This is a genomic window from Burkholderia sp. JKS000303 (assembly GCF_002563755.1).
Lineage (GTDB): Bacteria > Pseudomonadota > Gammaproteobacteria > Burkholderiales > Burkholderiaceae > Burkholderia > Burkholderia anthina_B.
Genome location: NZ_PDBZ01000001.1, coordinates 526,624 through 550,103, shown reverse-complemented (window position 1 = coordinate 550,103; position 23,480 = coordinate 526,624). Strand labels below are relative to the sequence as shown.

At 68.0% G+C, this 23,480-nt stretch carries 20 protein-coding genes, 1 tRNA gene and 1 riboswitch; of the genes, 6 read left to right on the top strand and 15 right to left on the bottom strand.

All coding sequences use genetic code 11. The features are described 5' to 3' along the window. The first annotated feature begins 80 nt into the window (after nt 1-80). Genes BX604_RS02595 through BX604_RS02585 form a run of 3 tightly spaced genes read left to right on the top strand, consistent with a single transcriptional unit; the run spans nt 81 to nt 4,161 of the window. Entirely contained in the window at nt 81-2,435 is a 2,355-nt protein-coding gene (locus BX604_RS02595; RefSeq protein WP_098549442.1) for a TonB-dependent receptor, read from the top strand. Next, nucleotides 2,423-3,682: a sialidase family protein gene (locus tag BX604_RS02590; protein WP_098549441.1), complete on the top strand. Its 1,260-nt coding sequence runs from the start codon at nt 2,423-2,425 to the stop codon at nt 3,680-3,682. Before BX604_RS02595 ends, BX604_RS02590 begins: the two co-directional genes overlap by 13 nt. Next, nucleotides 3,679-4,161, top strand: a complete 483-nt coding sequence (locus BX604_RS02585) for a thiol-disulfide isomerase (RefSeq protein WP_098549440.1) — start codon at nt 3,679-3,681, stop codon at nt 4,159-4,161. The genes BX604_RS02590 and BX604_RS02585 overlap by 4 nt, the downstream gene beginning before the upstream one ends. Before the next feature lie 76 nt (nt 4,162-4,237). On the opposite strand, the gene BX604_RS02580 is transcribed toward BX604_RS02585, so the two are convergent. The 7 genes from BX604_RS02580 to pepN all read right to left on the bottom strand — a co-directional run bounded on the left by BX604_RS02580 (nt 4,238) and on the right by pepN (nt 12,195). Next, the gene (locus tag BX604_RS02580) at nt 4,238-4,492 is read right to left on the bottom strand and encodes a GlsB/YeaQ/YmgE family stress response membrane protein (protein WP_096503679.1); all 255 of its coding nucleotides are present in this window, start codon (nt 4,490-4,492) and stop codon (nt 4,238-4,240) included. 262 nt (nt 4,493-4,754) lie between these two features. After that, a complete protein-coding gene (locus BX604_RS02575) occupies nt 4,755-4,967 on the bottom strand; it encodes a hypothetical protein (protein ID WP_098549439.1) in 213 nt (70 codons plus the stop codon). Next, nucleotides 4,964-6,709, bottom strand: a complete 1,746-nt coding sequence (locus BX604_RS02570; protein ID WP_098549438.1) for an FAD-dependent oxidoreductase — start codon at nt 6,707-6,709, stop codon at nt 4,964-4,966. The genes BX604_RS02575 and BX604_RS02570 overlap by 4 nt, the downstream gene beginning before the upstream one ends. A 173-nt stretch (nt 6,710-6,882) precedes the next feature. Then, a complete protein-coding gene (locus tag BX604_RS02565) occupies nt 6,883-7,692 on the bottom strand; it encodes a helix-turn-helix transcriptional regulator (RefSeq protein WP_098549437.1) in 810 nt (269 codons plus the stop codon). A gap of 207 nt (nt 7,693-7,899) precedes the next feature. Continuing rightward, nucleotides 7,900-7,975 (bottom strand) — tRNA-Thr (locus BX604_RS02560). Nucleotides 7,976-8,183: 208 nt separating this feature from the next. Continuing rightward, complete coding sequence (locus BX604_RS02555) at nt 8,184-9,197, bottom strand: class 1 fructose-bisphosphatase (RefSeq protein ID WP_098549436.1); 1,014 nt, start codon at nt 9,195-9,197, stop codon at nt 8,184-8,186. 304 nt (nt 9,198-9,501) lie between these two features. After that, nucleotides 9,502-12,195, bottom strand: a complete 2,694-nt coding sequence (pepN, locus tag BX604_RS02550; RefSeq protein WP_098549435.1) for an aminopeptidase N — start codon at nt 12,193-12,195, stop codon at nt 9,502-9,504. 186 nt (nt 12,196-12,381) lie between these two features. Between pepN and BX604_RS02540 the strand changes: the two genes are divergently transcribed. Beyond that, nucleotides 12,382-13,086 carry a DUF4136 domain-containing protein gene (locus BX604_RS02540; protein ID WP_098549433.1) on the top strand — a complete coding sequence of 235 codons (705 nt, stop codon included), beginning with the start codon at nt 12,382-12,384 and terminating at the stop codon, nt 13,084-13,086. 46 nt (nt 13,087-13,132) lie between these two features. On the opposite strand, the gene BX604_RS02535 is transcribed toward BX604_RS02540, so the two are convergent. The 8 genes from BX604_RS02535 to BX604_RS02495 form a co-directional block, all read right to left on the bottom strand. Then, a complete protein-coding gene (locus BX604_RS02535) occupies nt 13,133-13,705 on the bottom strand; it encodes a TMEM165/GDT1 family protein (protein ID WP_098549432.1) in 573 nt (190 codons plus the stop codon). 78 nt (nt 13,706-13,783) lie between these two features. After that, a riboswitch (yybP-ykoY riboswitch) is annotated at nt 13,784-13,921 on the bottom strand. Between the two features lie 100 nt (nt 13,922-14,021). Then, nucleotides 14,022-15,338 (bottom strand): guanine deaminase, encoded by a 1,317-nt coding sequence (gene guaD, locus BX604_RS02525; protein ID WP_098549431.1) that lies wholly within the window; start codon nt 15,336-15,338, stop codon nt 14,022-14,024. Beyond that, nucleotides 15,335-15,625: a hypothetical protein gene (locus BX604_RS02520; RefSeq protein WP_257146268.1), complete on the bottom strand. Its 291-nt coding sequence runs from the start codon at nt 15,623-15,625 to the stop codon at nt 15,335-15,337. The genes guaD and BX604_RS02520 overlap by 4 nt, the downstream gene beginning before the upstream one ends. Nucleotides 15,626-15,755: 130 nt before the next feature. Continuing rightward, a complete protein-coding gene (locus tag BX604_RS02515; protein ID WP_098549429.1) occupies nt 15,756-16,781 on the bottom strand; it encodes an adenosine deaminase in 1,026 nt (341 codons plus the stop codon). Nucleotides 16,782-16,799: 18 nt separating this feature from the next. Next, complete coding sequence (gene xdhC, locus BX604_RS02510; RefSeq protein WP_098552676.1) at nt 16,800-17,804, bottom strand: xanthine dehydrogenase accessory protein XdhC; 1,005 nt, start codon at nt 17,802-17,804, stop codon at nt 16,800-16,802. Nucleotides 17,805-18,414: 610 nt separating this feature from the next. Further along, nucleotides 18,415-18,927, bottom strand: coding sequence for a disulfide bond formation protein B (locus tag BX604_RS02505; RefSeq protein ID WP_098552675.1), 513 nt, complete (start codon nt 18,925-18,927; stop codon nt 18,415-18,417). A gap of 153 nt (nt 18,928-19,080) precedes the next feature. Continuing rightward, nucleotides 19,081-20,457, bottom strand: a complete 1,377-nt coding sequence (locus BX604_RS02500) for an amidase (RefSeq protein ID WP_098549428.1) — start codon at nt 20,455-20,457, stop codon at nt 19,081-19,083. Nucleotides 20,458-20,464: 7 nt separating this feature from the next. After that, the gene (locus tag BX604_RS02495; protein ID WP_098549427.1) at nt 20,465-21,145 is read right to left on the bottom strand and encodes a GntR family transcriptional regulator; all 681 of its coding nucleotides are present in this window, start codon (nt 21,143-21,145) and stop codon (nt 20,465-20,467) included. A 279-nt stretch (nt 21,146-21,424) separates the two neighbouring features. Here BX604_RS02495 and BX604_RS02490 point away from each other — a divergent pair, with 279 nt between their 5' ends. Both BX604_RS02490 and BX604_RS02485 read left to right on the top strand, forming a co-directional pair. Beyond that, nucleotides 21,425-22,600 carry a gamma-glutamyl-gamma-aminobutyrate hydrolase family protein gene (locus tag BX604_RS02490; RefSeq protein WP_098549426.1) on the top strand — a complete coding sequence of 392 codons (1,176 nt, stop codon included), beginning with the start codon at nt 21,425-21,427 and terminating at the stop codon, nt 22,598-22,600. Nucleotides 22,601-22,765: 165 nt separating this feature from the next. After that, nucleotides 22,766-23,419 carry a DUF2968 domain-containing protein gene (locus BX604_RS02485; protein ID WP_098549425.1) on the top strand — a complete coding sequence of 218 codons (654 nt, stop codon included), beginning with the start codon at nt 22,766-22,768 and terminating at the stop codon, nt 23,417-23,419. The last annotated feature ends 61 nt before the right edge of the window (nt 23,420-23,480 follow it).

Below are 23,480 nucleotides of genomic sequence, written 5' to 3'. Positions count from 1 at the left end.
GATCCGCGCGCCGTGCCGTCCGTGCGCGGTGCGTCGACTCGCGCACGGCGGCGTCCGGTCACGTTTTCAGGAATTCATCCATGTCGTATACCTTCGCCGCGCGGCCGTCGCGCGGTCGGCTCGCACTGGCGTGCGCGGCCGCTTTTGCCTGGCCGGCTGCGCAGGCAGCCTCGATCGACGGCGCGTCGTCCGATCCGGTGCCGGGTGGCGCCGGCACTCCGGCCCGCAGCGCCGCCACGGCCGCCACGGTTGCACCCGCGCCGACGGGCGACACGCTGACCGCCGTCAGCGTGACCGCCCAGCGGCAACCCGTCGATCCGAATACGCCGGCCGTCGTCGAGTCGATCACGCGCGAGCAGATCGACGCGCACACCAACGTCACCACCGAGGACGCGCTGAAGTACGCGCCGAACCTGATGGTCCGCAAGCGCTATATCGGCGACCGCAACAGCGTGTTCGCCGGCCGCGACTTCAACGAATTGCAGAGCGCACGCGGGCTCGTCTACGCCGACGGTCTGCTGCTGTCGAACCTGCTCGGCTCGAGCTATGCGTATCCGCCGCGCTGGTCGCTGATTTCCCCCGACGATATCGAACGCGTCGACGTGCTTTATGGCCCCTTTTCCGCGCTGTATCCCGGCAACGCGATCGGCTCGACCGTGCTGCTGACGACGCGTCGCCCTGAAAAACTCGAGGCGTCGCTGTCGACGCAGTTCTTCACGCAGCGCTACCACGACGGCTACGGGTTCGCGGACAGCTTCGGCGGCAACCACCAGACGGCCCGGATCGCGAACCGCGTCGGCAAGTTCTGGTTTTCGCTGTCGCTCGACCGGCTGGAGAACGACGGTCAGCCGACGCAGTATGCGAGCCCCAATTCCGCCTACAACCCGAAGCTCGGTGCCGCGGTGCCGGTGACGGGCGCCGCGACGGACATCGGACCCAACGGCAAGCCGCGCACGATCGTCGGCGCGCAGAACATCGAGCGGACCGAGCAGCTCAACGAGACGGTCCGGATGGGCTACGCGTTCACCGACCACGTCGACGCGACGCTGACGCTCGGCCACTGGGAGAACCATTACCGGCAGCACGGCGAAACCTTCCTGCGCGATGCGGCCGGCAATCCCGTCTACGGCGGCAACGTGTCGATCGGCGGTCAGAGCATGACCGTCGCGCCGAGCGCGTTCGCGCCGCAGCAAGGCGACCAGGAGAACTGGCTGTACGCGCTCGGCCTGAACGGCCGGCTCGATTCGGGCTGGCGGCTGTCGGGCGTGGTGTCGGCGTACGATGTGTCGCGCGACGTGCTGCGCGCGGCGTCGACGGTGCAGGGCGGCGCGGGCACGCTGTTCCAGGGCGACGGCACGGGCTGGCGCACGCTCGACCTGAAGGCCGAGGCGCCGGAAGTGAAGGGCCACACGTTCACGTTCGGCTATCACTACGACAACTATTTCCTGCGCAACATCACGTACAACACGGCCGACTGGCTGGCCGGGCCGACCACGTCGGTCGCGAACGTCTATCAGGGTGACACGCGTACGCAGGCGCTGTTCGCGCAGGATGCGTGGCGATTCGCGCCTGGCTGGCTCGCGACGCTGGGCCTGCGCTACGAGCGCTGGGATGCGTACGGCGGCGCGCTCGGCAACGCGAGCGGCGCGTTCGGCTATGCGGATCGCGGCGCGAACGCGCTGTCGCCGAAGGTCGCGGTGCAATGGGACGCGACCGACGTCTGGCGTTTCCGGCTGTCGTTCGCGACCGGCACGCGCTTCCCGACGGTCGGGGAGCTGTTCCAGGGCACGATCTCGAACAACGCGATCGTCAACAACAACCCGAACCTGCGGCCCGAGAAGGCGATCGACTGGGACTTCACGGCCGAGCGCGACGTGGGCGTGGGCGTCGTGCGCGCGAGCGTGTTCCAGAGCGATCTGCGCGACTCGATCTACAGCCAGACGACGGTGTCGGGCGCCTCGAGCGTCACCAACATCTCGAACGTCGACCGGGTGCGTGCGCGCGGCGTCGAACTCGCGTTCAGCGGCCAGAACGTCGGGCTGCGCGGGCTCGACATCGACGCGAACGTCTCGGCGACCAATGCGCAGATCCTTGCCGACGCCGCGAACCCGGCGTACGTCGGCTCGCGATTTCCGCGCATCCCGCGCATGCGCGCGAACCTGCTCGCGTCGTACCGCTTCGACGAGCACTGGCTCGCGAGCGTCGGCGTCCGCTATTCGGGCCGCCAGTTCAACACGCTAGACAACAGCGACGTGAATCCGGACGTCTACGGCGGCACGAGCATCTTCACGATCGTGGACCTGAAAGCGCGTTACCGGTTCGACCGTCACTGGACCGCGTCGGTCGGCATCGACAACCTGACGGACCGTCGCTACTACGTGTTCCACCCGTATCCGGGCCGCACTTTCTATGGAGAATTGAAATGGTCGCTGTGAAATCGTTCGCGGCAGGCTGCGCGCTGTGGCTCGCGGCGCTGTCGCCTGCCGGCGCGCACGATGCGCCGAAGGCCGCCGATCCGCACGCCGCACACATGAGCATGCAGGCCGCGCCGGCGCAACAGAAGCAGCCGCTCGCGACTGGCGCCGCGTTCGACGCGCGGCATCGGCTGTGGGTCGCATGGGTCGAAGGCGCGCACGTCGTCGCCGCGCATTCCGACGATGCGGGCCGGACGTTGTCCGCGCCCGTGATCGTCAACGCGATGCCGGAGCCGATCTATACGAGCGCGGAGAACCGGCCGAAGGTCGCGACGAGCCCGGACGGCCGCGCGGTGTACGTATCGTGGTCGATGCCGCTCGATGCGCCGTACACCGGCATGGTGCGCTTCTCGCGCTCGCTCGACGGCGGCGCGACCTGGAGCGTGCCGGTCACCGTCCATCACGACCGGCAGGCGATCACGCACCGTTTCGACATGATGGCGGTCGACCCGGCCGGCAACATCGCGATCGCGTGGATCGACAAGCGCGATCTCGTCGCGGCGAAAGCGGCGGGGCAGGCGTATGAAGGCGCGGCCGTGTACTACGCGGTGTCGCGCGACGGCGGCGCGTCGTTCGAGCCCGAGCGCAAGGTGACGGACCACACGTGCGAATGCTGCCGCATCGCGATGGCGATCGACCCGGCCGGACATATCGAAGCCGTGTGGCGCAACGTGTTCCCGGGACAGATTCGCGACCACGCGCTGGCGGTGTTGCCGGTGTCGGCGTCGGCGCCCGTCGTGCCCGTCCGTGCGACGTTCTCGAACTGGCATGTCGAGGCGTGCCCCGAGCACGGGCCGGCACTCGCGATCACACCGGACGGTACGCGCCATCTTGCGTGGTTCGGCGTCGTCGACGGTCGCGCCGACGTGTTCTATTCGCGCATCGGCGCCGACGGCCGGCCGCTCGGCACGCCGTGGGCGTTCGGCGAGAATCCCGCGGTGCCGGCCGAGCAGGCGTCGCATGCGGCGCTCGTCGCGCACGGCGATGTCGTCTGGCTCGCGTGGAAGGCGTTCGACGGTGAGGCGATGCAGATCAAGCTGCGCCGCTCGGACGATCGCGGCGAGCACTGGTCGGCGCCGCGCGTGATCGCGGCGACGGCGGGTGCGAGCGACAATCCGCAACTGCTCGACGATGCCGGGCGCATCTACCTGTCGTGGCGTACGCGTAACGACGGCTATCGGCTGATTCCCGTGGAGGGCACGCAATGAAACGGCTGACTGGATTGCTCTGCGCGATGCTTGCCAGCGTGCCGGCATGGGCCGGCGAACTGCAGCCGCTGCACGCGGCCGACGTGGCGAAGCTGTATGCGAGCGCGCACGCACGGCCGCTCGCGGTCGAGATCTGGTCGCTCGATTGCGGTTACTGTCGCGAGAATGCCGCGCACCTCGTCGCGTGGCAGCACCGGCATCCGGACGTGCAGCTCGCGATGGTCGCGATGGACGCGTACGACGACAACGGCGCGACCATCGCGCAGGCGCTGGCGCAAATGAACCTGCCGCCGCAGGTCGCGCAGTATGCGAATGCGGAGCCGATGCCGGAGCGTTTGCGCGCGGCGCTCGATGCGGGATGGCGAGGGGAGATGCCGCGTACCGTGTGGATCGGACGCGATGGCGCACGCGATGCGCGCAGCGGCTTGCTGACGACCGACGTGCTCGACGGCTGGATGCAGCGCGGCAAGCGCCGCTGAAACGGGCGGCGGCGCGCGGGCGATGCCGCGCGCCGCGCCGATGCAAAAACGCGCCCGAAGGCGCGCGAGAAGATCGTCAGGCCGCTCGCCTGAATAGCCGGATCACGAACAGCAGGATCACGGCGCCGATGACCGCGATGATCACCGAGCCGATGAAGCCGCTGCCGATGCTGATGCCGAGCAGCCCGGCGAGCCAGCCGCCGATCACTGCGCCGACGATACCGACGATGATGTCGACGATCAGGCCGAACCCGCCGCCCTTGACGAGCACGCCCGCCAGCCAGCCGGCGATGGCGCCGATGATGAGCCACATAATCAAGCCATGAGTCATGGTGATCCTCTCCTTTGTTGAGTCGAAATGACCGGACGTCGGCTGTTTCGCCGCAAGCTACGCGAGGGCGGCATTGCGACTGCCGCGCCGCCCACGCAATGTAACGCGATAGACGGGTCGGAATCGTTAAGTAATGTTATGCACCCTTAACCGGTTTTTCCAGGGGATTCGTCTGGCTATGGCGCGGCGCACGCGCAGGCGATACGCGATGAAATGAATTTGTAATGAACGGGCGACGGAAGCGGTGCGATTGCGTCGTGCGTCATCGTCCGGATGCTGGCGTCGGTTCGGCTGCATCGGGCAGGCCGTGGCCGGCCTCGTCGATCAGTTGGGTGACGGTCGCGGCGTCGCCGATCGTTTCGATGGCGAGCAGTGCAAAACGGGCCAGAAAAAGCGCTGTGTCGGTTTCGCCGATGCGTGTCATCGTGCGGCACAGATCGGTATAGAGGGTGTCGCGTTCGATGTCGGTCATCATGCGTTCTCCTGAAGGTCGGATGACGTGCGCGAGTGGAGCGCGTGTTCGAGTGCGTTGCCGAGATCATCGGCGCGTGCGTCGTGCCAGCGGCCGAGGACGTGACCGTCCGGCCGCACGAGATAGACGGTGCCCTCGCGTGCGCCGTACAGGTCGAACAACCGGCCGTCGGCATCGTAGCCGCGGCACGCGCGGTGTCGCGGTGCGGCGTGCCGCGCGAGCGTGACGAGCGAGAACGGCAGTCCGGCGTCCTGCAGGCGCCGTTCGAGGTCGACGAGCGACGGGCAGGGCATGCCGTCGGACGTGAAGCAGAGCGCGGTGAAACGCGGGCCGACGAGATCGGTCAGGTGGCCGCGGGTCGGGCCCGCGTCGTTGCCGTCGTCATGCGATGCCGGCAGCATCAGCGGACATTCCGCGAGTATCGTGCCCGGCGCCGGCCCGGCCGAAAATGCATCGCGCTCGTGCGCATTGAGCGGCGACGCGGCATACGCGATCGCGGACGTCTGGCGCGGATTGATCAGCGAACGCAACGCCGGATGCCGGACCGCGAGCGTCAGCACGGCCTTGCGCATCAGGTCGAACGCGAACGAAGGCGGCGCCATGAACTCGGTGCTTTTCGTGCCGTAGCGCAGGTTCTCGTGCGTCGCGAACACGCGTTCGTCCGAATAGCTGTCGAGCAGCGCGTCCGACGCGAGGCCGCGGATCACGAACGCCAGTTTCCACGCGACGTTGTCGGCATCGTCGATACCCGAATTCGCGCCGCGCACGCCGAAGATCGGCACCAGATGCGCGGCGTCGCCGCAGAACAGCACGCGATCGTGCCGGTAGCGCTCGAGCGTCAGTGCGTTCGCCTTGTAGATCGTGATCCAGATCGGCGACCAGTCGCCGCGCTCGCCCATCATGTCGAGCAGGTTCTGCACGCGCGGGATCACGTTCTCGGGTTTCACCGCGGCGTCGGGATCCTCGTCGTCGCGCAACTGGTAGTCGATGCGCCAGACGTTGTCGGGCTGCTTGTGGACGAGCACCGTCGAGCCGGGGTTCGACGCCGGGTCGAAGTACGCGAGCCGTTCGGTCGGCCGGTCGCTGTCGAGCGCGATGTCGACGATCACGTAGCGGCCTTCGTAGCGCGTGCCGTGAAGCGACAGGCCGAGCGCATCGCGCATCGTGCTGCGGCCGCCGTCGCTCGCGACGATCCAGTCCGCTTCGAGTGCGTAGCTGCCGAGCGGCGTAGCGACGTCCAGATGCACGCCGTCCGGGTGCTGCATCACGCCCGCGACCTTCGTCTGCCAGCGGATCTCGATGAGTTCGGGGCGGCGCAGCGCGGCGTCGAGCAGGAACTGCTCGATGTGATATTGCGCGAGGTTCACCATCGGCGGCAGCTTCTGGTTTTCGTCCTGCGGCATCGTGAAATGCAGCACTTCGTCGTGACGGTAGAAGCTGCGCCCGCCGGTCCACGGCAGCCCGACGCGCAGGAAGTCGTCGAGCGCACCGAGCCGCTCGATGATCTCGAGGCTGCGTCGCGAGATACAGATCGCACGGCTGCCATGGCAGACCGAATCGTCGGCTTCGAGCAGCACGCTGCGAATGCTGTGGTTCGCGAGGCCGAGCGCGACGGCGAGCCCGACCGGGCCGCCGCCGACGATCGCGACGCGGTGTCGTTGCGTCTCGACGCCGTCGCTGCAGGCCGGCAGGTGCGCAGGGTAGAGCTCGGCGACGAACGGGTATGGCTTGAATTCGATGGCCATCGTTGGCTTCCAGGTTGCGGTGGTCGAACGCGCACGCCATCGCGCGATGCGTGCGGCAGGTCGATGCAGTATGGAAGCCGCGCCAGGCCCGGCTGTCCCCATTCCGGGTACAGCGAACGGCAGTCGGCGGGCCGGGATTTACCCCGATAACGGTCAGGGCCGGCTGGTCGTGTTCAGGGTTGCAGGCACAGCGCAAACAGCTGGCGCTGGCTCGAGATGCCGAGGCGCCGGTACGCGCGCTTCTGGTAGGTGACGACGCTCGATGCCTTCACGCCGATCGTCTCGCCGATCTCGTGCGCGGTCTGGCCTTCGAGTACGCCGCGCAGCACGTCGAGTTCGCGCTTGGACAGCGCCGGGCATGCGGCGCGCAGTCGCGCAAGCATCAATTGCGGGATGCCGATCTGCGCCGAACCCGCGAGCGTGTAGTGATGCTGTGCGGCCTGCACGATCAGCGGTGCGAGCGTTTCGATGGCGGCGATCTCGCGCGGCTGGAATGCGCCGCTTCGATGCGCGCGATACAGGTTGATCGACAGCCAGGTCGAATCGTTCGGCTGCATCAGCAGCGCGAGACGGTCGGAGACGTCGGGGCCGCGATAGCAGGCCGCGCGGTACGCGTCGTGACCGATTTCGTCGCTGGCCTGCTGATGCAGCAGCACGTCGCGGCGATGCGTGCCGCGGTGTGCGGCCGAGACGATCTTCTGATTGCCGTCGAGCGCGTAGAAATGTCGTGCATAGGTGTCGGCGACATCGCGCAGGTAGCGGCCGCCGCGATGATCGGCGACCGACATCGTGCGTGGCCGATTGCCGAACTCGTACGCGAAGATCGTGCACTGCGTGACGGACAGCGCATCGTCGAACAGCTTCAGGACTTCGCCGGCGAATGCATTCGGCTCGCTGCCGCCGATCGCGGCGACGAGACCGGTCGCGCGGGATACATCCAGTTGCCCGCTGAGGTTCGGTCGGTCGAGACGCCAGGTGCGCATGATGCTCGGGAAGGGCGGGTGGTCCGGCGATTGTAATCGGCGGCGTGCGGCGCGTGAGTCGGGAGATGCCCGCAAGCGGTGTGGGCGGGGAGAGGACGGGCGCACGATTTCGTGTATCGGAAATCGCAGCCGGAAATGTGGCTGGAAGAAACGTGGTCAGAAAAGAGAAAAGGCCTGACAAGCATCACTTGTCAGGCCTTTATATCTTGGTGCCGGAGATAGGAGTCGAACCTACGACCTTCGCATTACGAATGCGCTGCTCTACCAACTGAGCTACACCGGCAGCAGAGAAATGAAATTATATGGTGAAATCCGAGATCTTGGCAATAGGTTTTGCGAATTTTTTTCAGCTTGCTGCTGCTGCTTCGCGAAACCATCGATCCGGCGGACTTCCCGCTTTCACTTCACTGTGATGCAGCCGGTTAGGGCCACATCGAGAAGGCGCGATTGTACTGACGTCTCGCACCTTCGTCTAGTGCTGCAGTGCAAATTTATTGGCTGTCGGTGTGATAGCCGGTCACGCGCTCGACTTCGTTCTTCGAACCGAGGAACACCGGCACGCGCTGATGCAGGCCGGTCGGCTGCACTTCCATGATCCGTTGCGTGCCCGTGGTCGCGGCGCCGCCCGCCTGCTCGACGATGAACGACATCGGATTCGCTTCGTACATCAGGCGCAGCTTGCCAGGACGATCGGGCGTGCGCTTGTCGGCCGGGTACATGAAGATGCCACCGCGGTTCAGGATCCGGTGCACGTCGGCCACCATCGATGCGATCCAGCGCATGTTGAAGTTGTCGCCGCGCGGGCCTTCCTTGCCGGCATTCAGTTCGTCGACGTAGCGCTGGACCGGCTCGTACCAGTGGCGTGCATTCGATGCGTTGATCGCGTATTCGCGCGTCTCGGCCGGGATCTGCATGTTGCTCTGGGTGAGCACCCACGAGCCGACTTCGCGGTCGAGCGTGAAGCAGTTCACGCCGTTGCCGGTCGTCAGCACGAACACGGTTTGCGGGCCGTACACCGCGTAGCCGGCCGCGACCTGCTCCGTGCCGGGCTGCAGGAACGATTCCTCGGTGGCCTGCTTGCCGTCCGGGCAGCGCAGCACCGAGAAGATCGTGCCGATCGACACGTTCACGTCGATGTTCGACGAGCCGTCGAGCGGATCGAACACGAGCAGGTATTCGCCGCGCGGGTAGTTCTCCGGGATCGGGAAGAACGTTTCCATTTCCTCCGATGCCATCGCGGCGAGGTTGCCGCCCCATTCGTTCGCGTCGAGCAGGATCTCGTTCGACAGGATGTCGAGCTTCTTCTGCACTTCGCCCTGGACGTTTTCGCTGCCGGCGGTGCCCAGCGCATCGCCGAGCGCGCCCTTCGACACGTTGTAGCTGATCGCCTTGCACGCGCGGGCGACCACTTCGATCAGCAGGCGCAGGTCGGCGGGGAGGTTGTTGGTCTCACGTTGCTGTTCGATCAGGAACTTGGACAGCGTGGTGCGGCGGGCAATGGACATGACTGACTCCGAAAGGCCAAAAATCCTTGAATTGCCGCAATTTTACCTGTCGTGCTTCCCGACCCGCCGGCTTTTTTCGTCCCGTTACACGGCCGGGCGGCCGAAGCGGCCGGGTTTCGGCGGGGATGAGGCTGTGGATGCGCGCTGCGGCGGCGGGAAATCGGGGCGCCCGAAGCGGTGTCCGGCTCCGACCCCGCCCGCGCCCGGGCAATCGCTTACGCAATCATTCGAGCAATAAAAAAGCCGGCGCCGCAACGGGGCGGCACCGGCTTCGTCGCGCGCCAACGCGACGCGACAGGGCGCGTTACGCGAGCGCCTTCTCGACGATTTCGCGCACGTCGCGCGACTTCGCTCCGGCGGCGACCTGCTCGAGCGCTTCGCGCATCCGGTCGCGCAGCGCCGGCGTGAAGCGGCGCCACAGTTCGAGCGAGCGTGCGAGGCGCGCGGCGACCTGCGGGTTGATCGCGTCGAGCGCGAGCACCTGTTCGGCCCAGAACGCGTAACCGGAGCCGTCTGCCGCGTGGAATTGCGCGGGGTTCGCCGCGCAGAAGCTGAAGATCAGTGAGCGTGCGCGGTTCGGGTTCTTCAGGTTGAACGCGGGATGCGCCATCAGCTTGCGGACCTTCGCGAGCGTCGGCTGGGCCGACGTGCCGCGCTGGGCGGCCTGCATCGCGAACCACTTGTCGATCACGAGCGCGTCCTTCTCGAAGCGGCGGTAGAAGTCGGCCAGCGCATGTTCGGCCGCCTCGTTCGCGCCCGAGGCCGCCGCCGACAGCAGCGCACCGAGCGCGGCCGCGCGATCGGTCATGTTGTTCGCGTCGTCGTACTGCGCGGTCGCGATGCGCACGCCGTCGGCCGGATCCTCGAGTTCGGCGAGATACGCCAGCGCGAGGTTCTTCAGCCCGCGTCGGCCGGACGCTTCGGGCGTCGGCTCGTAGGCGCCCGGCGTCTGCTGCTGCTCGTACGCGGCGAGCCACTCGGCGCGCAGCGCGGTCGCGAGCTGGCGGCGCACGAACTGGCGTGCGCGGTGCACGGCGGCCGGATCGGCTTCGGCCATCTGGTCGGCCAGGTAGGTTTCCGACGGCAGCGTCAGCGCGAGTTCGCGGAACGCGGGCGACAGGCTCGCGTCGGTCAGCACGCGGCGGAACGCGGCGACGAAGTTCTCGCCGAGCGTGAGCGACTCGTTCGCGGCGGCGCGCGCGGCGAGCGTCAGCAGCGCGCGCGTCGCGAGGCGCTGGCCGGCTTCCCAGCGGTTGAACGGGTCGCTGTCGTGCGCGAGCAGGAACGCGAGGTCGTCGTCGCTGTAGTCGTACTCGACGATCACGGGTGCCGAGAAATTGCGCAGCAGCGACGGCAGCGGCTGCTCCGGCACGTCGACGAACGTGAACGTCTGCTCGGCATCGGTGAAGTCGAGCACGCGCGTCGTGCCCGCTGCGGCCGCTTCACCGTCGAGCTGCAACGGCAGGTCGCGGCCGTCGCGACCGATCAGGCCGATCGCGAACGGAATCAGCAGCGGCCCCTGCTGCGTGTCACGCGCGGCGGCCGACGCATCGCCGTAGCCTTGTGCGAGCGTGACCGTATAGCGGCGTGCGGCTGCGTCGTACGCAGTGCGCACCGACACGCGCGGCGTGCCGGCCTGGCTGTACCAGCGCTCGAACTGCGCGAGGTCGCGCCCGTTCGCATCGGCCATCGCGTGGCGGAAGTCGTCGCAGGTCACCGCGTGGCCGTCGTGGCGCTGGAAGTAGAGGTCCATCCCCTTGCGGAACCCGTCGCGGCCGAACAGCGTCTGGTACATCCGCACGACTTCCGAGCCTTTTTCGTAGACGGTCATCGTGTAGAAGTTGTTGATCTCGACGTAGCTTTCCGGGCGCACCGGGTGCGCCATCGGGCCCGCGTCCTCGGCGAACTGCAGCTGACGCAGCACGCGTACGTCCTCGATGCGCTTGACCGCGCGCGCCGCCGATTCGACGGCGTCGCCCGCGGCCATGTCGGCCGAGAATTCCTGGTCGCGGAACACGGTCAGGCCTTCCTTCAGGCTCAGCTGGAACCAGTCGCGGCAGGTCACGCGATTGCCGGTCCAGTTGTGGAAGTACTCGTGGCCGACCACCGATTCGATGTTCGCGAAATCGGTGTCGGTCGCGGTCTCGGGGTTCGCCAGCACGTACTTCGTGTTGAAGATGTTGAGCCCCTTGTTCTCCATCGCGCCCATGTTGAAGTCGCCGACCGCGACGATCATGAAGCGGTCGAGATCGAGCTCGAGGCCGAAGCGTTTCTCGTCCCAGCGGATCGAGTGGATCAGCGAATCCATCGCGTGACGGGTCTTGTCGAGATCGGCCGGTTCGACCCAGACCTGCAGCAGCTTTTCCTTGCCGGAGCCGATCGTGATCTTCTCCTCGATCGCGACGAGCTTGCCCGCGACGAGCGCGAACAGGTAGCTCGGCTTCCTGAACGGGTCTTCCCACTTCGCGAAGTGGCGGCCGTCGGGCAGCTCACCGGAATCGACGAGGTTGCCGTTCGACAGCAGCACCGGATACGCGGTCTTGTCGGCGCGCAGCGTGACGGTGTACGACGCCATCACGTCGGGGCGATCGAGGAAATAGGTGATGCGGCGAAAGCCTTCGGCCTCGCACTGTGTGAAGAAGTTGCCGCTCGACACGTAGAGACCGGACAGCGTCGTGTTCTGGTCCGGCGCGCACGCGCTGTCGAGCGTCAGCTCGAATGCATCGGGCACGTTTTCGACCGTCAGCCCGTGTTCGTGCGCACGCACCGCGCCGTACGGCGCGCCGTCGAGATGCGCGCCGAGGAATTCGAGCGCTTCGCCCATCAGTTCCAGATGCGGGGCAGGGGCCGCGTCCGGATTGCGGCGCACGCGCATCGTATTCCTGACGATCGTACGGGCCGGTGCGAGATCGAATTCGAGGGCGACGGAATCGATGAGGAACGCCGGCGGCGTGTAGTCGGCGCGGCGAATCACGGTGGAGGAAGCGTTGTCGGACATGGTCGTCGAGATCGGTGGAGTGGGGATCGGGCCCGCCACGCGGGCCGGGCGAATCGGCCCATTGTACAAAGGCTTGCGGCCGCGTGCCGGGCGAACTTTTTACCGGTTCCGGCTGTCCGCGTATTATCGGCATCCCGTACGCTTCGCACGGTGCGACGAACGGGTGACGGATCGACGAGGATCGACATGAAACGCGAATGGATTCAACGCGGTGCGGGCTGGGCGGCGGTGCTGTGCGTGGCGCTGCTGACGGGCTGCACGAGCTACGTGACGACGCAGGTCACGGCCTTCTCCGACTGGAGCGGCAGCGACGCGACACGCACTTATGCCTTTACGCGCACCGATGCGCAGAAACACAGCATCGAGCAGTCGACCTACGAGCCGATCGTCGCGAACGAGTTGTCCGCGTATGCATTCCGGCAGGTACCGACGGTGCAGGCGCATTATCTGGTCGGGCTCACGTACGGGGTCGGCAGCGATCTCGTGACGGTGCCGCAGCCGGTCTACTACGACCCGTGGTTCATGGGGCCGGGGCCGTACTGGCGAGGCGGGCCGTGGGGCCCGTGGGGGCCCTGGGGGCCGGTGCCGGCCGGCTACGTCGCGCAGACCTACCAGGTCTTCGACTACACGCTCGGCATCCGGATCACCGAGCGCGCGACCGGCAAGGAGGTCTATAACGTGACCGCGCGCACCACCGGCGACAACGGCGCGCTGATGTATGCGATGCCGTTCCTCGCGCGCAGTGCGCTCGCCGATTTCCCGCTGGCGAACGGCGCGATCCGCACGGTGCGGCTGCCGGTCGACAAGCACGGCGGGCCGGCGGTGCCGCCGGCGGCGAACGAGCGTGCGGTGCCGGCCGCGCCGGCATCGGGTGCGGCGGTCGCGAAGTAACGCGCGATATCGGCGCGGCCGCCCGGCCGCGCCACGCCCGCGGGCGTCAGATCCCGACGCCGAACAACGCCAGTGCGCCGAGCACGACGAACAGCACGGCCGCGATGCCGTGCACGAGCTTCGTCGGCAGGCGGTGCGCGAAACGGTCGCCCAGCAGGATCGCGGGCACGTTCGCGAGCATCATCCCGAACGTCGTGCCGGCCACGACGCCGATGTAATCCTGGAAGCGCGCGGCCAGCGCGACGGTCGCGATCTGCGTCTTGTCGCCCATTTCCGCGAGGAAGAACGCCACGAGCGTCGCGCCGAACACGCCGAGCCGCGAGCGCGTCGCATTGGCTTCGTCGGCATCGAGCTTGTCCGGCACGAGGATCCACAACCCCATCGCGATGAACGAGAACGCGAGCGCCCAGCGCATGATCGACGGCGTGACGAGCACGCCGAGCCATTCGCCGAGCGCACCGGCGAAACCGTGGTTGACGAGCGTCGCGACGAGCACGCCGAGAATGATCGGCACGGGCTTGCGATAGCGCGCGGCCAGCACGAGGGACAGCAGTTGGGTCTTGTCGCCGATTTCAGCGAGGGCGACGGCGCCGGTGGAGATCAGGAAGGCTTGGGACACGTATGGGGTTCCACGGGCCGGTGTTGTGCGTGCGAGCGACGATCCGCCGCGCGCCGGGCCCTGAAGCGGCGCGCAGTGAACCATCGGTCTCGCCAGGCCTCGGTGGCTGCGTCCGCCATGGCCGTACGGCCAAGTCTGTTGACGGACGCCTCCGTCACGATGCGCGCCGGGGGCGCGGGACATCGAGCGGAGCGGCTACTCCCCAATGAGCGGCGAATTCTAGCACGGCGCGTGCCGCGTGCGATGTTCCGCGAGAATCCGGCGGCTCCGGCATGCGCGACAGCGTACGCCGGAGCAGGGTGGAGCAAACGGGACGTTACGCGGAGGCGCCGCGCGCCGCGCCGCGCTCGTGCACGAGCCGGCCGGCCGCGTACGTGCGGTACACGGCGCGGTCGTCGCCGAGCAGCGCGAACGCGAACAGCAATTCCTCGAGCGAGTCCGCGCGCTTGGAGCGGCGTGCGAGCAGCGGCGTCGCCTGCGGGTCGAGCACGACGAAGTCGGCTTCGGTGCGCGGCGCGAGCGTGCCGACGGTGTCGGCGAGATCGAGTGCCTGCGCGGCGCCGGCCGTCGCGAGCCAGAACATCCGCGTCGCGGTCAGGTGGTGGCCCGACAGCCGCGCGACCTTGTGCGCCTCGTTCATCGTCTGCAGCATCGAGAACGACGTGCCGCCGCCGACGTCGGTCGCGAGCGTGACCGGCACGTCGTATTCGCCGGCCTTGTCGAAGTCGAACAGCCCGCTGCCGAGGAAGAAGTTCGACGTCGGGCAGTGTGCGACGACGGTGCGCGTTTCGGCCATCCGGCGACGGTCTTCGTCGTCGAGGTGGATGCAGTGGCCGTACACGGCGCGCGGACGCAGCAGCCCGTAGCGGTCGTAGATGTCGAGATAGCTGCGGTGGCCGGGGAACAGCTCGGCGACCCATTTCACTTCGTCGACGTTTTCCGCGACGTGACTCTGCACGAACACGTCCGGGTGGCGGCGCGCGAGTTCGCTGCACGCCTCGAGCTGCGCTTCGGTGGAAGTCGGCGCAAAGCGCGGCGTAAGCGCGTACATCTGGCGGCCGTTGCCATGCCAGCGGTCGATCAGCTCGGCGCTGTCGTCATAACCCGATTGCGCGGTGTCGCGCAGGAACTCGGGGCAGTTGCGGTCCATCAGCACCTTGCCCGCGATCATCCGCAGGTCGCGCGCGTCGCTCGCCGCGAACAGCGCGTCGGCCGACTGCTTGTGCACGGTGCAGTAGACGAGCGCGCTCGTCGTGCCGCACGCGAGCAGTTCGTCGACGAAGAAATCGGCGACTTCGCGCGCATGCTCCGGATCGCCGAACTGGCGCTCGGTCGGGAACGTGTACTTGTCGAGCCACGGCAGCAGGCCGGGCGCCGGCGACGCGATCATGTCCGTCTGCGGATAGTGGATGTGCGTGTCGATGAAGCCGGGCACGATCAGCTTGTCGCGCAGATCGTGGACGATCGCATCGCGCGCGAGCGTCGCGGCGAGCTTCGCATAGGGGCCGGCCGCGACGACCTTGCCGTCGTCGACGATCAGGAGGCCGTCGGTCTCGTAGTTCGCGGCCTGGCTCGACTGCGCCGGGTCGCCGTTGAAGGTCAGCAGCTGGGAACGGAAAGCGGTTTGCGTCATGACGAATGATCCTGCATCAAGGTAAGGCGAACAGAAGAAAACGGTCGGCGCCGGGCGCGCGACAGGGTGGACGGCGCAGCCGGCGTCCGCACGCGGTGACGATGCGCGCGTGGCACGGGCGCGAAGCGTGACGCGCTGCGGGCTGCGATGGCGCACACGAGCGCAGCGGCCAGGGCAGCCGGCAGCGCCGCGATTGCAGTGGCAAGCGTGACCGGCACGGCGACGAACGGCACGACGAGCCGCAACGACAGGCGTTGGCGCGCGACGGCGGACAGCGTCGTCGCCATGCCGGCGACGGATGCCGTGCCCGCCAGCACGCACGGTGCACGACCGGCGCGGCGCAGTGCCGAGCCGGTCGTCGCGAAGCGGATGTCGTTGCGGTGTTTCATCTGTCTGGTGAACCTCGATGCCGGCGCATTACGCGGCCTGCCAGTACGTATCGAGACGCGCGATCAGCGCATCGCGCTGATCGGCGTCGACGAACGACGCCTCGAAGCCGTTGCGGATCACCGCGTGCACGTCGGCGTCCGTCAGTTGCAGCCCGTCGACGGTGGCGAAGTAGTTATCGTTGACGTAGCCGCCGAAATAGGCCGGATCGTCCGAGTTGATCGTCACCGCGACGCCGCGATCGAGCAGCGCCTTCAGCGTGTGTTTCGCCATGTCGTCGAACACGCACAGCTTCAGGTTCGACAGCGGGCACACGGTGAGTGCCGTGCGGGTGCGTGCGAGGCGTTCGACGAGTGCCGCGTCCTCGATGCTGCGCACGCCGTGGTCGATCCGGTCGACCTTCAGCACGTCGAGCGCTTCGTAGATGTAGGCGGGCGGGCCTTCCTCGCCCGCATGCGCGACGAGCTTCAACCCGAGTGCGCGCGCCTTCTCGAACACGCGCGCGAATTTCGTCGGCGGATGGCCGAGTTCGGACGAGTCGAGGCCCACGCCGATCAGACGATGGCGATAGCGCTCGAACAGCGGCAACGCGGCTTCGAACGTCGCGAGCGCGTCGTCTTCGGACAGGTGGCGCAGGAAACACAGGATCAGCTTGCTCGACAGCCCGCGCTGCTCGGCATCGGCGAGTGCGCGGTCGATGCCCGCGACGACCGTGTCGATCGGCACGCCGCGTTCGGTGTGCGTCTGCGGATCGAAGAACAATTCGGTGTGGACGACGTTGTCGGCGAGCGCGCGCTCGCAGTACGCGGCCGTCATGTCGTAGAAATCCTGCTCGGTCAGCAGCACGCTCGCGCCGGCGTAGTAGATGTCGAGGAACGACTGCAGGTCGGTGAACGCGTACGCGGCGCGCAGCGCGTCGATCGAGTCGTATGCGAGTTTCACGCCGTTGCGCTGCGCGAGCGCGAAAATCAGTTCGGGCTCGAGCGAGCCTTCGATATGGATGTGCAGCTCCGCCTTTGGTGCGCGGGCAATCTTGTCCTTGAATGTCGGGGTCATGGCGTTGTTCTTGGTCGGTCAGAATGTAGGGGAAGCCTGCGCGGGCGCGTTCGCCTCGACGGCCTGCAGCAATTGCGCGGCCACCGAGATCGCGATGACTTCGGGCGCCTTGTCGATGATGCCTTCGACGCCGATCGGGCAGCGCATCCGCGCGACCTGGGCCGGGTCGATGCCGATCGCAGCGAGACGATGATCGAACTGCACGCGCTTGGCGTGCGAGCCGGTCATCCCGAAGTACGCATAGTCGCCGCGTCGCAGGATGCGCTCGGCCAGCACGAAATCGAGTGCATGGTCGTGCGTCATCACGACGAAGTACGCGTGCGGCGGCGCTGCGTCGACGGCGTCGGCCGGGGCAGCGAGCGCGTCGATCGCGAGATTGCCGATGCCGGCGAGCGCGTCGGCCGGCGGGAACACCGCATCGGGTCCGTCGATCCAGCGCACGTGGCACGGCAGCGTCGCCAGCACTTTCACGAGCGCGGTGCCGATGTGTCCGGCGCCGAACAGCACGACGGGGAACGCATACGGTGCGATCGTTTCGGTCATCAGCGACACGCCGCCGGTTTCCCACAACAGGCAATCGGCACGCGCCGCCGGCGATTCGGGCTCGCTCAGCAGCGGCGCGCCCGGCGAGGGGCCGAATGATACGCTACGCACGGTCGCGGCGCCCGCCGCGACACGCTTCGCGAGCGACATGATCCAGCCGAGATCGCCGACGTCGAGCCGCTCGAACGCGAGCACGACCGCACCGCCGCAGCACTGGCCGAGACTCGGGCCGAGCGCGAGCCGTTCAAGCCGGCGTGCGTGGGGGACATGCGCGCCATCCTTCAGCAGATGTCGCGCGATCTCGATCGCCTTCCATTCCAGATGACCGCCGCCGATCGTATGGCGGGCCGTGTCGCGCGTGACGAGCATCTTGGTGCCGGCCTCGCGCGGCGCGGAGCCGTCGGTGTGCGCGACCGTCACGAGCACGGCCGCTTCGCCGTGTGCGAGCAATTGCTGCAGATCGCCGAGCCACGCTTCCATCAGCATGCTCCGCGCGGGACGACGTGGCACGACACGCGGCGCGGGCTGGCGGACGCGGCGGCAACGAGAACGGACGGGAGCGGGGCGGGCCGGCCACACGGCTGATGCGGTGCGGCGGCAGTGCGCCGAGGGCGCGCGCGAACGACGCCGCGGGACGTGCGGACGCCATGAGGGTGACGGATGCGGATGGTTTGCGTTGTCATGATGAATCCAGTCGACATTGCGGATCGGGCGCGCGTTACGCAGGAGGTGAGACCGCCTGGCCTCGCGCACGTAGATCGCCATCCAGTCGCGAAGATAGCACCGCAAGGCGACGGGAACATCGCCGGACGGTGATCCGGGCTATCAGACGGCGATCATGTCGATCATAGGCCCGCCGCGCGGGATCGGGGCTTCGATGCGTGTGCATCGGGCCGAAACGCACGTGTGGCGGGGCGTGAGCGCGATGTCGTGTGATGCGCGTTCGCCCGGACATCCGGGCGGCGGCGGGGATAGGTGTTTACGCGCGGCGCGCAGAATGCGCACCGCTCGGGACGCTGCCGGCACGGCCGGGCGAGCGGGAGCCGGCTGCGCGGCGCCGGTCGATGGACGGGCCGCGCGTCGCGGCGGGTCAGCCTGCGAGCTTGCGGCGATGGCGCCAGAGGCTCGACACGACGGCGACCAGGATCACCGCGAAGCCGATCAGCGCCCAGCCGGGCAGCAGGATGCCGAAAATCGGCGGGTAGACCGTCTCGCACAGGCCGGCGACCTTGAACATGCCGGGGAACCAATGGGCGGGCGGCAGGCTGTCGACGATCGGCTGCAGCGTGTCGAAGCCGCAGCTGAAGCCCGGATTCATCTGGATCGACAGATGCCGCGCGGCCGTGCCGACGCCGGCGGCCGCGGCGATCGCGATCAGCAGCTCGAGCACCCAGATGCCGCGCCAGTTGCGCATCCCGGCGGCCAGGAACGCGAAGATCCCGATCGACGCGAAGAAGTAGCGCTGGATGATGCACAGCGGGCACGGGTCTTCGTTCTTCACGTACTGCAGGTACAGCGCACCGGCCAGCAGGGCGATGCACACCCATCCGAGCAGCATTAGCAAGCGGCGTTCACGGCGGAGGGCGAGCGTGTAGTCGTTCATGTCGGCGGGATTCCTGTCGTTGGTCGGTCCGATGATCAATCAATCGCGCGATTTTAGCGCGAACGATCTGGCACGAAACTGACAGCGCACGTGCGGCACCCCGCCGCACGTGCTGCTTGCGCCGCCGGGGCTGCCGTCATGCAGCCTGCGAGGTCACCGGATCGTGTTCAGCACGGCCTCGACCGACTGGCCGATCGCGAGCAGCGCGTCGTCGCGATGCGGCGCGGCGGCGAGCATCAGGCCGACCGGCGCCGCGTCGCGCGGATGGCACGGCAGCGACAGCGCGCACGCGTCGAGGAAGTTGAAGGCGCTCGGATTGCGCAGGATCAGCGCGTTGGTGCGCGTGAATTCGGCATCGTCGGCTTCGAGCTCGGCGATGCGCGGCGGCACGACCGGCACCGTCGGCGCGACGAGCGCGTCGAAACGCGACCAGACCGAATGCGCCGCTTCGTCGAGCATGGCCGCGCGCGCGGCGAGCAGGTCGAGATAGTCGGCCGCGCTCGCGGGTTCGCCCTTCAGGATGCGCGACAGCACGCGCGGGTCGTACTGGTCGCGATGCTGCGCGAGCAGCGGGCGATGCCACGCGTATGCCTCGATCGGCGAGAAGCCGAAGCGGTTGATTTCCGCCAGGCGGTCGAGTGCCGGGAAGCGGACTTCCGTGACGATTGCGCCGGCCGCTTCGAGGTGCTTGAGCGACGCGTCGAGCGCGGCGGCGACGTCGGCATCGACCCCATCCGTCACGTAGTTCGTCAGCACGCCGAGGCGGACGCCTTCGAGCGGCCGAGCGGCCGGCACGTGCGGCTCGAGGCCGGCGAGCATCCGGTCGACGAGCGCGCAGCATGCAACGCTCAGGCCGATCGGGCCGAACGAGTCGAGCGTGGTCGACAGCGGCACGCCGCCTTGCGTCGGAATCCGGCTCGCGGTCGGCTTGAAGCCGGTGAGCCCGCACAGCGCGGCCGGAATGCGGATCGAGCCGCCCGTGTCGGTGCCGAGCGCGACGGCGGCCATCCCGTCCGCGACCGATGCGGCCGCGCCGGACGACGAGCCGCCCGAAATGCGCGCATCGCCCGGCACGTCGCGATGGTACGGCGAGCGCGGCGTGCCGAAGTGCGGATTCAGCCCGAGCCCCGAGAATGCGAATTCGCTCATGTTGGTGCGGCCGACCAGCACCGCGCCCGCGCGCTTGAGTCGCGCGACGGCGATCGCATCGGCCTTCGCGGGCGGCGCGCCGTCGAGCACGCGCGAACCGGCGCGGGTCACCTGGCCTTCGACGTCGAACAGGTCCTTGACCGACACGGGGATGCCCGCGAGCGGCGACAGCACGGTGCCGGCGGCGCGCAGGCGGTCGTGCGCATCGGCGGCCGCGCGCGCGTTGTCGGCGTCGACTTCGGTGAAGACGGCGGCGCCCTGGCCGGACGGATCGGCGATTCGGTCGAGCGCGACGTCGACGAGCGCGCGGCTCGTGGTCCGGCCGGCGGCGAGGTCGGCGGCGAGCTGGGCGAGCGGGGGGAAGGGCGTGAAAGTGGTCATGAGCGGCTCAGGGGCGAAGATGTTGGACAAGGGTGGCGCGAAACGAATCGATATGGCGTTCGACGGCCGCGCGTGCGCCGGCGGCGTCGCGCGTGGACAGCCGCTCGAACAGTTCCCGGTGTTCGCGCTGGACATCGGATAAATGGTGCGGCTCGGACAGCGTGACGAACCAGAAGCGCAGCGAGCGTTCGTGCAGCGCGCGCAGCACTTCTGCGAGGACGGTGTTGCGGGCCGCCGCGGCAATCGCCTGATGAAACGCGCGGTCGAGCTCCATCATGCCTTCGACGTCGTGCGTGTCGACGCATGCCTGCCCGTCGCCGAGCAGCGCGGCCATGCGCGCGAGATCGTCGGGCGTCGCGTGGCGCGCCGCGAGTTCGACGCAGTACGCTTCGTTGATGCGCCGCACGTCGATCACCGACACGATGTCGTCGAGCGACAGCGGCTGGACCAGCAGTCCCTTGCGCGGCATTACCGACAGCAGCCCCTCGAGCACCAGCCGGTGCACGGCCTGGTGCACGGGCGTGCGTCCGATGCCGGTACGCGCGACGAGATCGGCTTCGTTGAGCGCGGCGCCCGGCTTCAGTCGCATCGTGATGATGTCGCGCTGGATCAGCGCGTACGCGCGGTCGGCGAGGCTGACCGCCGAGGCGGCGGGCCGGTCGCGGAGTGCGTCGGTCAGGGTGTTCATGCGGACGGCGGCGCGGCGGCCGGGCGGGGCGCGATCATGGCGCGGGAATCGGGAGCGTGGACGATTCGTGAATATTATTGTGATATATCACTGATGTCCAGTGTGCGTGCGGGGAGGGGTTCGGGCGCCGCCCAATAAGGGTCGGGCGGTCCTGCTGTCGGATGCGACGACTTGCAACAATATCGACAGGATGTTGCAGGTTTACCGCGCGATCGTGCCCTGAAGCATAATGAATCCTCGTCAATCCAATACGCGCGAGCGACGTACCAGACCATCGTCATGAGCGAAACCACGCCTCCCCCGGCCGGTCTGCCCGGCACCTCTTCCGCTTCTTCCGATTCCCCCCGTTCCGAGCCGGCGAAAACGCCCGACGCGCAGGCTGCTGCGCAGAACGTTGCCGAGGACGGCGCATCGCCGGTCACGGCGGCGTCGGAGCCGGGCGCGCCCGGCGCGACGGTCGCCACTGCTGATGGCAACGCGGCATCGCCGAAACCCGGTGCACCGCCGCCCGGCTTCGGCGCGCCGCCTGATTTCGACACGCCGCGGCCGCCGCCTGCGAGCGCGCAGAATGCGCCGCCGGCCTACCTGAAGCACAGCGACACGCCGTGGTCGGTATTCGGCCGGATCATTGCGGCGCGCGCGCGCCGGCTGTTCGACCGTGCCGGGCAGCGCATCACGCAGCGCACGCTGCGCATCGGCGTGTCGGCGCGGATCTTCCATCCGGAGCCCGGCGCGAAGGGGCTGCGCGGCAAGACGCTGCAGTATCTGGAGGAATCGATCGCGCACTGGGTGATGTCGCGCGACGTGCTCGTGTTCATGATTCCGACGGTCGGGCATCAGGGCATGCTGCATCCGAGCAACATCCGTCTGCGCGACTACGCGAAACATCTCGATGGCCTGCTGCTGCAAGGCGGAGCCGACGTGTCGCCGCAAACCTACGCGGCGTCGGATGCGCGTCCCGAATGGCCGGGCGACCGCGTACGCGACATGTACGAGCTCGAGCTGTTTCACGAGTTCGTCGAGTCCGGCAAGCCGGTGCTCGGCGTGTGCCGCGGCTGCCAGCTGATCAACGTCGCGTTCGGCGGCTCGCTGTACCAGGACATCGCGACCGACGTGCCGACCGCGAATCCGCACGTGAGCGAGCATTACGACCAGCATCGCCACGCGATCCGCTTCCCCGACACGTCGTCGCTCGCGAGCATGTTCCCCGGGCGCAGCGAAGCGATCGTCAACTCGATCCACCATCAGGCGATTCGCGATCTCGGCCGCGATCTGAACATCGAGGCCGTGTCGGCCGGCGACGGGATCATCGAGGGCATCCGCTACCGGCGTGCGCCGTTCGTGGTCGGCGTGCAATGGCACCCGGAGTTCCATCGCGCGGGCGGCGCCGAACTGCTCGACTGCACGCCGCTGCTCGATGCATTCCTGCGCGCGGCACGCGAAACGCGTCTGTAGCAAGCGTTTGCAGCGCCTCGCAGGCAGGCTGGCCGCATCCCGTTAAATTCGAGATGCGGCCATTTCGTTTTGACTGATAATCGCGACTCCCGATTCATTCGCCGGAGTCTGACGTTGGCCTTCCGAGATTTTTCCCCTGCACGATGCGCAACGTGGATCGTTGCGATGGCCGCCTGCGTGCACGCAGGCGCGGCGTGGTCCGCCGACGCGACCGCGCCCGTCGCGGGCACCCGTCCCGCGGTCACGAGCCTGAGCGGCGATGCGGCGCCCGCGGCATCGGCGTCGTCCTCGTCGGCGACGGATCCTGCCGCGCAAGGCAACGTCGCCGAGCTCACGCAGATGCTCCACGACGGGCGGATCGTCGAGATGCGCACCACCTACAACGGCAGCTACGGCGCGAGCCTGATGTTCGATCCGGGCGAGATGACGTACTACGTCGCGCTGTTCCAGGACAAGCATCTGTGGCGCGTGATCAGGTCGCAGGAGAAGGGCCGCGCGGAGATGGTGTACGCGAACTTCGTGCAGCAGACGGTGCAGCTCTCGGAAGTCGAGATCCATCGCACCGAATTGCAGGCGCAGAAGCAGTTTCTCGAGCGCGTGATCGCGCTGCAGGCGAGCCGGGCGCAGCAACTGGAGGCCGACCTGAGCGTCGCGCGCAGCCAGCAGGCCGAGGTCGCGCAGCGACAGCAGTCGGCGCAGGAGCAGACGCAGGCGCTGCAGGTCGAGAAGCGGGCGGCGCAACTGCAGTTGCGCGATCTGCAGGAGCAGGTGCGGCAACTCGAGCGGCAGGCCGAAACGGGGTTGCCCGCGCGCAAGTGACGACGCGTCGGTCCAGCAGGATCGGCGGACGAACGAAACCCGGCGAAGCATGCTTCGCCGG

Bases quoted from the DNA above. Each gene is read 5' to 3' on its own strand.
- BX604_RS02515 (WP_098549429.1), bottom strand. From the start codon at position 16,781: ATGACCCCGACATTCAAGGACAAGATTGCCCGCGCACCAAAGGCGGAG.
- BX604_RS02500 (WP_098549428.1), bottom strand. From the start codon at position 20,457: ATGACCACTTTCACGCCCTTCCCCCCGCTCGCCCAGCTCGCCGCCGAC.
- BX604_RS02590 (WP_098549441.1), top strand. From the start codon at position 2,423: ATGGTCGCTGTGAAATCGTTCGCGGCAGGCTGCGCGCTGTGGCTCGCG.
- BX604_RS02555 (WP_098549436.1), bottom strand. From the start codon at position 9,197: ATGTCCATTGCCCGCCGCACCACGCTGTCCAAGTTCCTGATCGAACAG.
- BX604_RS02520 (WP_257146268.1), bottom strand. From the start codon at position 15,625: ATGGCGACGACGCTGTCCGCCGTCGCGCGCCAACGCCTGTCGTTGCGG.
- xdhC (WP_098552676.1), bottom strand. From the start codon at position 17,804: ATGGAAGCGTGGCTCGGCGATCTGCAGCAATTGCTCGCACACGGCGAA.
- BX604_RS02540 (WP_098549433.1), top strand. From the start codon at position 12,382: ATGAAACGCGAATGGATTCAACGCGGTGCGGGCTGGGCGGCGGTGCTG.
- BX604_RS02595 (WP_098549442.1), top strand. From the start codon at position 81: ATGTCGTATACCTTCGCCGCGCGGCCGTCGCGCGGTCGGCTCGCACTG.
- BX604_RS02585 (WP_098549440.1), top strand. From the start codon at position 3,679: ATGAAACGGCTGACTGGATTGCTCTGCGCGATGCTTGCCAGCGTGCCG.
- BX604_RS02565 (WP_098549437.1), bottom strand. From the start codon at position 7,692: ATGCGCACCTGGCGTCTCGACCGACCGAACCTCAGCGGGCAACTGGAT.
- BX604_RS02580 (WP_096503679.1), bottom strand. From the start codon at position 4,492: ATGACTCATGGCTTGATTATGTGGCTCATCATCGGCGCCATCGCCGGC.
- BX604_RS02490 (WP_098549426.1), top strand. From the start codon at position 21,425: ATGAGCGAAACCACGCCTCCCCCGGCCGGTCTGCCCGGCACCTCTTCC.
- BX604_RS02505 (WP_098552675.1), bottom strand. From the start codon at position 18,927: ATGAACGACTACACGCTCGCCCTCCGCCGTGAACGCCGCTTGCTAATG.
- pepN (WP_098549435.1), bottom strand. From the start codon at position 12,195: ATGTCCGACAACGCTTCCTCCACCGTGATTCGCCGCGCCGACTACACG.
- BX604_RS02495 (WP_098549427.1), bottom strand. From the start codon at position 21,145: ATGAACACCCTGACCGACGCACTCCGCGACCGGCCCGCCGCCTCGGCG.
- guaD (WP_098549431.1), bottom strand. From the start codon at position 15,338: ATGACGCAAACCGCTTTCCGTTCCCAGCTGCTGACCTTCAACGGCGAC.
- BX604_RS02570 (WP_098549438.1), bottom strand. From the start codon at position 6,709: ATGGCCATCGAATTCAAGCCATACCCGTTCGTCGCCGAGCTCTACCCT.
- BX604_RS02485 (WP_098549425.1), top strand. From the start codon at position 22,766: ATGGCCGCCTGCGTGCACGCAGGCGCGGCGTGGTCCGCCGACGCGACC.
- BX604_RS02575 (WP_098549439.1), bottom strand. From the start codon at position 4,967: ATGATGACCGACATCGAACGCGACACCCTCTATACCGATCTGTGCCGC.